Source organism: Paenibacillus sp. O199 (genome assembly GCF_001636635.1).
In the GTDB taxonomy this organism is placed as follows: domain Bacteria; phylum Bacillota; class Bacilli; order Paenibacillales; family Paenibacillaceae; genus Paenibacillus; species Paenibacillus marchantiae.
Window position 1 is genome coordinate 1 of sequence record NZ_LGRP01000067.1, and the last position, 9,184, is coordinate 9,184.

General features: G+C 41.9%; 6 protein-coding genes. 4 read left to right on the plus strand and 2 right to left on the minus strand.

Features of this window, described 5'->3' with window-relative positions:
• Window positions 1-880 precede the first annotated feature (880 nt).
• Window positions 881-2,647 carry a methyl-accepting chemotaxis protein gene (locus tag A6049_RS31650; RefSeq protein ID WP_063568378.1) on the plus strand — a complete coding sequence of 589 codons (1,767 nt, stop codon included), beginning with the start codon at window positions 881-883 and terminating at the stop codon, window positions 2,645-2,647.
• A 310-nt stretch (window positions 2,648-2,957) separates the two neighbouring features.
• On the opposite strand, the gene A6049_RS31655 is transcribed toward A6049_RS31650, so the two are convergent.
• Both A6049_RS31655 and A6049_RS32410 read right to left on the minus strand, forming a co-directional pair.
• A complete protein-coding gene (locus A6049_RS31655) occupies window positions 2,958-4,040 on the minus strand; it encodes a hypothetical protein (protein WP_063568379.1) in 1,083 nt (360 codons plus the stop codon).
• Between the two features lie 186 nt (window positions 4,041-4,226).
• Window positions 4,227-4,394, minus strand: coding sequence for a DUF3934 family protein (locus tag A6049_RS32410; protein ID WP_064506465.1), 168 nt, complete (start codon window positions 4,392-4,394; stop codon window positions 4,227-4,229).
• Window positions 4,395-4,705: 311 nt separating this feature from the next.
• Here A6049_RS32410 and licT point away from each other — a divergent pair, with 311 nt between their 5' ends.
• From licT to A6049_RS31670, 3 genes are all read left to right on the plus strand, one after another.
• A complete protein-coding gene (gene licT, locus A6049_RS31660) occupies window positions 4,706-5,566 on the plus strand; it encodes a BglG family transcription antiterminator LicT (protein ID WP_063568380.1) in 861 nt (286 codons plus the stop codon).
• 184 nt (window positions 5,567-5,750) lie between these two features.
• The gene (locus tag A6049_RS31665; protein WP_063568381.1) at window positions 5,751-7,649 is read left to right on the plus strand and encodes a beta-glucoside-specific PTS transporter subunit IIABC; all 1,899 of its coding nucleotides are present in this window, start codon (window positions 5,751-5,753) and stop codon (window positions 7,647-7,649) included.
• 53 nt (window positions 7,650-7,702) lie between these two features.
• Window positions 7,703-9,112, plus strand: a complete 1,410-nt coding sequence (locus tag A6049_RS31670) for a glycoside hydrolase family 1 protein (RefSeq protein WP_063568382.1) — start codon at window positions 7,703-7,705, stop codon at window positions 9,110-9,112.
• Window positions 9,113-9,184 lie beyond the last annotated feature (72 nt).

The window sequence follows — 9,184 nt, forward strand, 5'->3', positions numbered from 1 at the left end:
CGTTGTTCAGTTTTCAAAGATCAAACTTGTTTTCGTTGCCGTCGTTGTTCTCTTCAGCAACTCTTATATATTATCACGTCCGAACCAACTTTGCAAGCTCTTTTTTTAAGTTTCTTTCGAAGCTTATTTCATTCGCTTGCCACACCGTGTTTCTCGTGTTTTCTTGGCCGGATTAATAATATATCATGTTCTAATACTAATTACAACCCATATTATAAATTAATTTTATCTCAATATATTTAGTTGATCTACTTTCCTATTATAAATGTCTCCAGCGGTTGTTAAGTTAACGGAATCTACGGAACCGCTCTATGCGTTCTATGGGATAGCCTATACTGGCTGTAATTCCAACGTTAATACTCTAATGAACAGTTTGTCTTGTAGGGCCATGAAAACTTTTCTTCATTAATGTTACTACTTATTAAGTTAGCTTCATCTATATACTGTTGTCTTTCATTACAGTAATAGGATATCGTTCATTGATCTTTTCGTATTCGCCGAGTCTCGTTTAGAGTCATTTTTGCGTATTAATGTATTTCATATATGCGCATATCTTTACTTCAACATAAATCCCTCTCCCCTTTATGTATATACATGTTAGGCACAATTCACTTTTTAAAATGAAGGGACCTTATTCCTTTTGGCATTTAATTTCCCCAATCTTCAAAGAAATTACCGTTATAGATTTGCGCATTTTTTAATAATGAACACAATAATGAAAGAAATGAGGAAAATTCTGAAAACCTTGGTACTAAAGCATCATTTTCATTCAAAAACTAACATTAGTCTAACCCTATTACGATATATCACATGGATACGAAGCACCATACGTAGGGCGAACACGCATCCAGATGGTCATAATTAGAAAAAGGAGTGAACTATGTTGTTAAATAAGATAAGGTGGAGTACTCTTCCCTTCTTTGCTAAAAATCTCGTTATTTCATTCGGCAGCATTATGTTGATTGGGGTTATCCTCATTACTGCGGGATATCAACTGCAAAAGAATATTCTGAGTCAACAATTGTACGAGCAGGCTGAAGTTACAACACAGAAATGGTTTGATGATCTGGATACAGACAAAGTACTTGAAGCAGTAAAAGAGAAAAGTTATTCTGGACCTGTTCAGAAAGAATTAAGAGATTACCTGGATTCCATCCACGAGCTATATCCCAATATTGCACAAGCCTATATCTTCGGCACTGAACTGAAGGAAGGAAATCAAACGTCCATCATTGCGATTCCTACTAATTTGTTGGGGCCTTTTGAAGAAAGCAATATGGCAGCAGGTTCAATGTATCCATTACCACAGAAAAATGTTATAGCTCTTGAAGGTATGAAAAACGACGAGGAACCTGCATTAAGCAGCTTTTATACGGACGAATACGGTACTTGGACTACGATTATGTACCCTATTAAAAATGCCGAAGGAAAAATGTACGCCGCACTTTACTTCGACGTTGATGCAAACGCAGTTCCAAAAGGACTTCATAAGCTGATTACATACAGTAGTATTTTCCTTATCGGTTTCCTGGTCCTGTTTATGGTACTGCAGTTTATTCTATTAAAGAAAACACTTAAGCCAATCCGTGACCTTATGAAGGGTATTGAGACTGCAAGCGCAGGCAATCTGGATGTAACCATCCAAACCGGACGGGATGATCTGGGAATTATCAATGAAAAATTCAATACGATGATTCAGCGATTCAATGACACGATGTTCAAAGTCCAAACGACATCCTATCACCTCTCTGACTCATCCAAGAAATTACTAGATATTTCTGAGAAAAATAATGATAATATCCAGATGATCAGCAGCAATATTCGGGACATCTCTCACGGCCTTCGCTCCCAGGATCAGGCGAGCGTGGAAAGTGCCCGAGCAATGACAGAAATGTCTACCGTTGTGCAGACGATTGCCAGCAGTTCTGCAGATGTAGCGGATGAGGCATTAAGCATGGAACAACGTTCCAATACAGGTCATGAGATTATGCAACAAGTGGTTGAGCAGATGAGACTGATCTCTGGTGCGGTGAAGCACACGTCGGAATCGATACAGTCTCTGGAAAGCCGCTCCAACGAAATTAGCAGCATCGTAAATATGATTACGCAAATTGCAGATCAGACTAATTTGCTCGCCCTGAATGCTTCCATTGAGGCGGCTCGTGTAGGTGAGGAAGGAAAAGGGTTTGCGGTTGTCGCAGGAGAAGTCCGCAAGCTCGCTGAACAGTCCCAGGATTCTGCCAAACAAATCCGTACCTTAATTGACGGCATTCAGCGCGATATCCTTCAATCTGCCGAAGCTATGCAGCTTGGCTCCCAAGAAGTGGTGAAGGGATCTCAGGTCACTATGGAGACGGGGCAATTTTTTGAAGATATTTTGACAGCTACGAACAAAGTCGCTAACCAAATTCAGGATATCTCCAGTTCTACCGAAGAAATATCCGCCAGCACACAGGAAATGTCCGCTACTGCGGATGAGTTGTCTGCGAGCGTCAGCAAAGCAGCACATAGCAGCAAACAGATTGAGCAATCCATTGCCGAACAGGAATCATCCATGGCCTCCATTGTTGCTGCCTCTGATGAACTTTCGGCTGTATCGGGCCAATTGCAAGAACTGATCTCCTTCTTCAAAGTAAGAGCTAAATAGAGCTGAATACCAAGTAAACAATAAGAACGTTAATAACAAAAAAACCGAGATGCTTGAGGGTAATTCCTGCGTCTTGGTTTTTTGTTATTCGTTTAATATGATGCGCTTGCGATGAAATAAAAAAGAGACCATCCCTGTATTCAGGTCAGTTCCCTTCTCTACTCTATCTCGTGCCCATTTAAACGGACTTGTCACTTGAAGTTTCGGAGCCATCTTCTTTCATTCAAGCTGCTATATAATAGACTGTATTACAGATTTAAGAGATCTTATCCAGATATCGGGTGGGCAGATCTCTTATACCTTTATAACTTCACCTTTTATTTTCCTTGTAGGTACTTGTATATCTCTGATACTCTTTCTTTACCCGATCATATCGACCCTCACCCGTATAGAACACGATCTCTACAAAATGATCCTGTGCTTCTAAAATGGTGTGTAGCTGGACAATCTTACGTTTATTTACTACTTGGTACCCTTCCATCTGAATCCCCTTCAAACCATTGATTTCAACAGACGTGCGTTCTGGAACGAGAATGGAGTTCTCTGGATCAGCATACATTTCAGCGACATAACGTCCATACTCCTCTAACGTTAGATCGGAATCAGATTCTTCCTTTGGTTCGAGATATATCGACATGTAATCATTGTTTGCCTGCAGAGAGATATCCAGATCTGAACCCCGTAATTCAAAATCTTGAACTTCCCAATTAGATGGAGTACGGATCTGGAATTGAGAATATTTTCCCTGATGCGATGTAAGATCGGTCGATGAAAGGACAAGGTCTGATGGTTCATCATTCAATATCCGAAATTGTTGAGACATTTTTTCGAAAAATTCCCGGTCTGCTAACGTAAATTCATACATCGATGTATATGTAATGATATAAAAATGGTAGTTACTTTCTAGGTATGCTGTAATGTACCCGAATTGATTCCTCTCATAACTGGTTCTTCCTTCTTTTACGTAAGCCTCCTTTTTATCAATAGTTAGATTGCTGGTTCTGATGATCTCATCTTTCTTTCTCTTTGGGCCTTGTGTGGATTCAATATTTTTCTTGTGGATTGCCATGTAATCGGTCAATGACGTATCCGATAAGTAGTCTGCCCGGTTCACTCGGTCGATTCGGATGGACTTTGTTCGATCCACTGGCGATAACTTCAATAGTGATGGATTAATAAGTTCTGTTGAAACCTTCCAATCCGAAGAGAGGGTTATTTCCACTTCCTTGTTCTTAGAGAATATTGTTACAGGTATTTCATTAACCGTTTTTTTCGAAGAAATAAATTTGGAGACCGCAGGAGTATTGGGAACACCTGACGAAGAGCTGCACGCAGTAAGCGTAACACCAACCATAAACAAATTAATTGTGTGTATCATTCTTTTATTGGACAATGACAAATCTCCTTTGTTCTAGGTAGTATATCGACACCACACAGGGGTAATTTACCATTTATATCGGCAATTTGGATATCACTTATTAGGCTCTGTTAAGCATAATTTTTTTAACGCATCAAGCCAAAAAAAAGAGAGCTGCCCTGTTTCAGGTCAGATCTCTTCTCCAACTTATCTCGTGCCCACTTACTGGGACTTGTCACTTGGCGTTTCGGCATCGGTTTTATTCTTTGTGCCTTTACTTTTATAAGGCTTCGGGGCACTTTTCGCCCGGTTAGCGGCGGCTTGCCAACGGTTCCAGCCTTTTTTGCCAGTACCACGGCCGGTACCGCCTTTTCCTTTTGCTTTGCTCATGTTATCACTCCAATAATCCTGTATATGCTTAAAAATGACCGTCCTCGGTAACTTATTATGCAACCCAGCCCATCTTCTTCACTTCCAGCTTTCTTATTATAACAAAAATTGACGTCTTTACGTTCATTTCCATAAATCATTGTATTGTTATTCTGTTATGAAAGCGGTATAGTGGACATAATTGAAAGAGGAAGCTGTGTCTTCTTCGGGATTGTTACTGGTAAGCAGGCGATACCCAAACAAAAGGCTGTCTAATAAGCCTTTGTTTGGGTTTTTTGTTATTATTACGAGCTATTGAGGTGAACACATACATGATCATCCGACAGATTTTCAACAACAACGTCATTCGTGCAGAGAATCAGGTAGGCCAAGAGTTTGTTGTCATCGGCAACGGTCTAGGTTTCAAGAAGAAAAATGGACAGCCCGTGGATGAGGATAAAATCGAGAAAACCTTTGTGCTGAAATCGGATAAAATACCACAAAAATTGATTGACCTGATCGGTGAAACATCGGTTGAATATTTAAAATTAGCTGACGAAATTGTAGGCTACGCCAAAAAGGAAATGGGCGATATTTTTAGTGATAATATCTATATATCGTTAATTGATCATATTCAATTCGCCATTACAAGGTACCGCAAATCCGTCGGACTGAAGAATTCCCTTTTGTGGCAAATCAAGAAGTTTTACAAAAAGGAATTTGGGATTGGCATGAATGCAGTAGATCTGATTCAGGAACAATTCGGCATCCAAATGGATGAGCATGAGGCCAGCTTTATTGCCATGCATTTTGTCAACGCTCGCCAAGATGGTCAGGGTATGAAACAAACGGTTGAAATTACCGAGGTTATTGATGATATTTTCAACATTGTCACCAATCATTACCACATCGCCCTGGATGAAAATTCATTTAATTACTCCCGGTTTATTACCCATCTGCAATACTTTGTGCAGAGAATGCTGAGTAATGAACAGGAGCAATTTGCATCGGGTGATAACTTCCTGTATGAGCAGGTTAAAGACAAATATGCCAAGGCTTTTCAGTGTACACAACTGATTAATCAATACCTTGAAGAGAAGTTTGAAAGCGCCATGTCCATTGATGAAAAAGTGTACTTGACGATCCATATTCACCGTGTCACTTCCCGTAACGAAATGCTGGACGCTGAATAAAAAAAGCTTGCAAACGATTTCGGCGTCATTTATAGTAGGTCTCACAACTTAACGACAAGGATTGTTACTGGTAAAGCAGGCGATACCTAAATGATTGGCAACGGGTCATCTTTCCGATGATCATAGCCATTCGTTTAGGTATTTTTTTGTTTTCAGGCAATCTTAACAACAAAGGAGAATGAACATGGATCATAAAAAAATGGGGGATGACATCGTTCGTCTCGTCGGCGGAGAAGCCAATATCAATGGTCTTGTCCACTGTGCAACCCGGCTGAGATTCGATCTGAAGGATTCGAAAAAGGCTGAACGCGAAACGCTCGAGAAACACGATGGTATCATTACCGTTGTCGAAAGCGGCGGACAGTTCCAGGTCGTCATTGGCAGCAATGTGGCTCATGTATATGCAGAGATCATGAAGAACAGAGATTTTGGAGGGGATTCTTCCTCATCTGCTGAGTCCACAGGAGAAAAAACATCGGTTTTATCCAAAGTTTTTGAAATTATATCCGGAAGTTTCTCACCTTTAATCCCGGCCATGGCAGGATCAGGTATGTTAAAAGCTTTGTTGACTGTCCTGACTATGCTTGGATGGATGTCTGATACAAGTGACACGTACCTGATTCTATCTGCTGCCGGGAACGCAGTCTTTTATTTCTTGCCTATCTTCCTCGGTATCACACTTGGTATGAAACTGAAAGCCAATCCTTATGTAGCAGGTGTAATTGGTGCCGCTCTGATGGAGCCGAACTTTACCGGACTGATGGATAAAGGCTCGGATGTATCGTTCCTCGGCATACCCGTTGTCATGATGAATTATTCAGCCAGCGTGTTCCCGATCTTCATATCGATCAGCATCTACGCTGTACTCGACAAACTACTGAAGAAAATCATTTTGAAAGATCTGCAATTGTTCCTGGTACCGATGATTGCTCTGATGATTATGGTTCCTTTGTCCGCAATGGCCTTCGGACCATTCGGCACCACGGTAGGTGACTGGATCTCCTCCGGCGTAACTTGGCTTATTGGTGTCAGCGGCATTTTGTCAGGAGTTGTACTGGGTGGATTCATGACCTTCATGGTTGTCTTCGGACTCCACTGGGGTTTCACACCAATCACGATTCAGAATATCGGGGTTGGCGGCGATCCGATTGAAGCCATGGCAGCTGCAGCTGTGTTTGCACAAATCGGTGTAGCATTTGGTATTTTCCTGAAAGCCAAAAAGAACAAAACCCTGCGAACCCTTGCAGGTTCCACCAGCCTTACCGGTTTACTTGCAGGTGTCACTGAACCGATCGTATACGGTCTGATCTTGCGTTATAAACGAGTGATTCCTATCGTTGTCATTGCAGGTGCGATCGGCGGTGCCATTAATGGTCACTTTGGCGTTAAAATGACTGCTTATGTGTTCCACAATATATTTGCCATTCCTGTCTATACACCAACGGTTGTCTACGTGATTGCGATTGCCTGCTCCTTTGCTGTAGCAGCGATATTGACCGTGATGTTCGGATATGAAAGCAAAACCAAAGACACAGCTTCCGAAAAAAATGAATCTGTCTCCAATACATCGACTGAAAGTACACCGGAAGAACTTCCTGTCGTACCTGAGACAAAAACAACTGAAATCAAAAAGGAACAAATTTATAGTCCTCTTACAGGTAAAGCTGTAGCCTTGAGCACCATTAACGACCCTGCTTTCTCAACAGGTGCCATGGGCAAAGGATTGGCCATTGTTCCTGAGATTGGTGAAGTCGTCGCTCCCGTGGATGGCGTTGTAACTTCACTCTTCCCAACTGGACATGCCATTGGATTAACGACCAACGCAGGTACCGAGATTTTGATTCACATTGGTATTAACACGGTGGCGCTGAAGGGGAAACATTTTAATCCTGTCGTTCAGGAAGGCGATATCGTAAGACAAGGCGATCTGTTGATCCAATTTGAAATCGATAAAATTAAAGAGGCTGGATACGAAACCGTGACTCCTGTCATTGTTACTCTCACGCAGCAGGAAGTGGATGTATTCGAAACGACTCAAGAGCATGTACAGAAAAACGATGTCCTGCTGACTTTGGTTGTCTAACTCTTGTCTAACTCAACTTATATCATATGTATTCAATTTAGGAGGAACTAACAATGAAGCATACTCAACTTAAACCATTTCCTAAAGATTTCTTCTGGGGAGGATCAACCTCCGCCTATCAAATTGAGGGAGCCTGGGATGAAGATGGCAAAGGCCCTTCTGTCATCGACATGGGCAATCATGTGGAAGGCGTAACCGACTTCAAGGTAACCAGTGATCACTATCATATGTACAAAGAAGATGTGGCCCTGATGGCCGAAATGGGCTTCAAAGCCTACCGTTTCTCCATCGCCTGGACTCGCATCTATCCGCAAGGAGCAGGTGAAGTAAATCCAAAGGGACTGGCATTTTATGATTCCTTGATTGATGAGTTGATTAAATACGGTATTGAGCCCATTGTGACCATGTATCACTTTGATCTTCCTTATGCGCTTGAAGAAAAAGGGGGCTGGTCCAACCGTGCAACGATAGATGCCTTTGAACAATATGCCAAAACACTTTATGAGAACTACGGTGACCGGGTCAGATATTGGCTGACCATTAATGAACAAAATATGTTGATCCTGCATCCCGGCTCTCTGGGTACGCTGGATACAACGCTTGTTGATCCACAAAAAACTCTGTATCAGCAAAATCACCACATGCTGGTCGCTCAAGCCAAAGCCATGGTTCTGTGTCATGAGATGCTGCCTGAAGCCAAAATCGGCCCAGCTCCCAATATCGGTGTTATCTATCCTGCGAGCTCCAAACCGGAAGATACGCTCGCTGCTGATAACTATGCTGCCATTCGCAACTGGCTCTATCTCGATATGGCGGTATATGGACGCTACAATCATATTGCCTGGAGTTATCTCGAAGAAAAAGGATATACCCCTGTCATTGAAGATGGAGACATGGACATCCTGGCTCAAGGAAACCCTGACTTTATCGCTTTTAACTACTATACATCACAGACCGTTGGTGAAAGCTTGAATGATGGCAATGACTTCTCCCATACAGGAGACCAGCATGAAATCGTCGGGGAGCCAGGAGCTTACAGAGGATCTGTAAATCCAAATCTGCAAAAGACTGAATTTGGTTGGGAAATTGATCCCGTTGGTTTCCGCTCAACGCTGCGCCAGATCTATTCCCGTTATCATCTGCCATTGATCGTTACCGAGAATGGTCTGGGTGCATTTGATAAACTGGAGGAAGGCGACGTGATCAACGACCCTTACCGCATCGAGTTTTTCAATAAACATATCGAACAGATTCAACTGGCTATTACAGACGGTGTAGATGTATTCGGCTTCTGCCCTTGGTCTGCGATTGATCTGGTCAGCACACATCAGGGATCAAGCAAACGTTATGGATTCATCTACGTGGATCGGGAAGAATTCGATATCAAGGAATTAAGACGTATCCGCAAACAGAGCTTCCACTGGTATCAAAAACTGATTGAAACCAATGGAGAAGTGCGTTAATACTGTAAAATAAAAGCCAGTCGTTTACACATCGTTCATGTTGAAGTGACCCCTTAAAGTTAGACAAATATT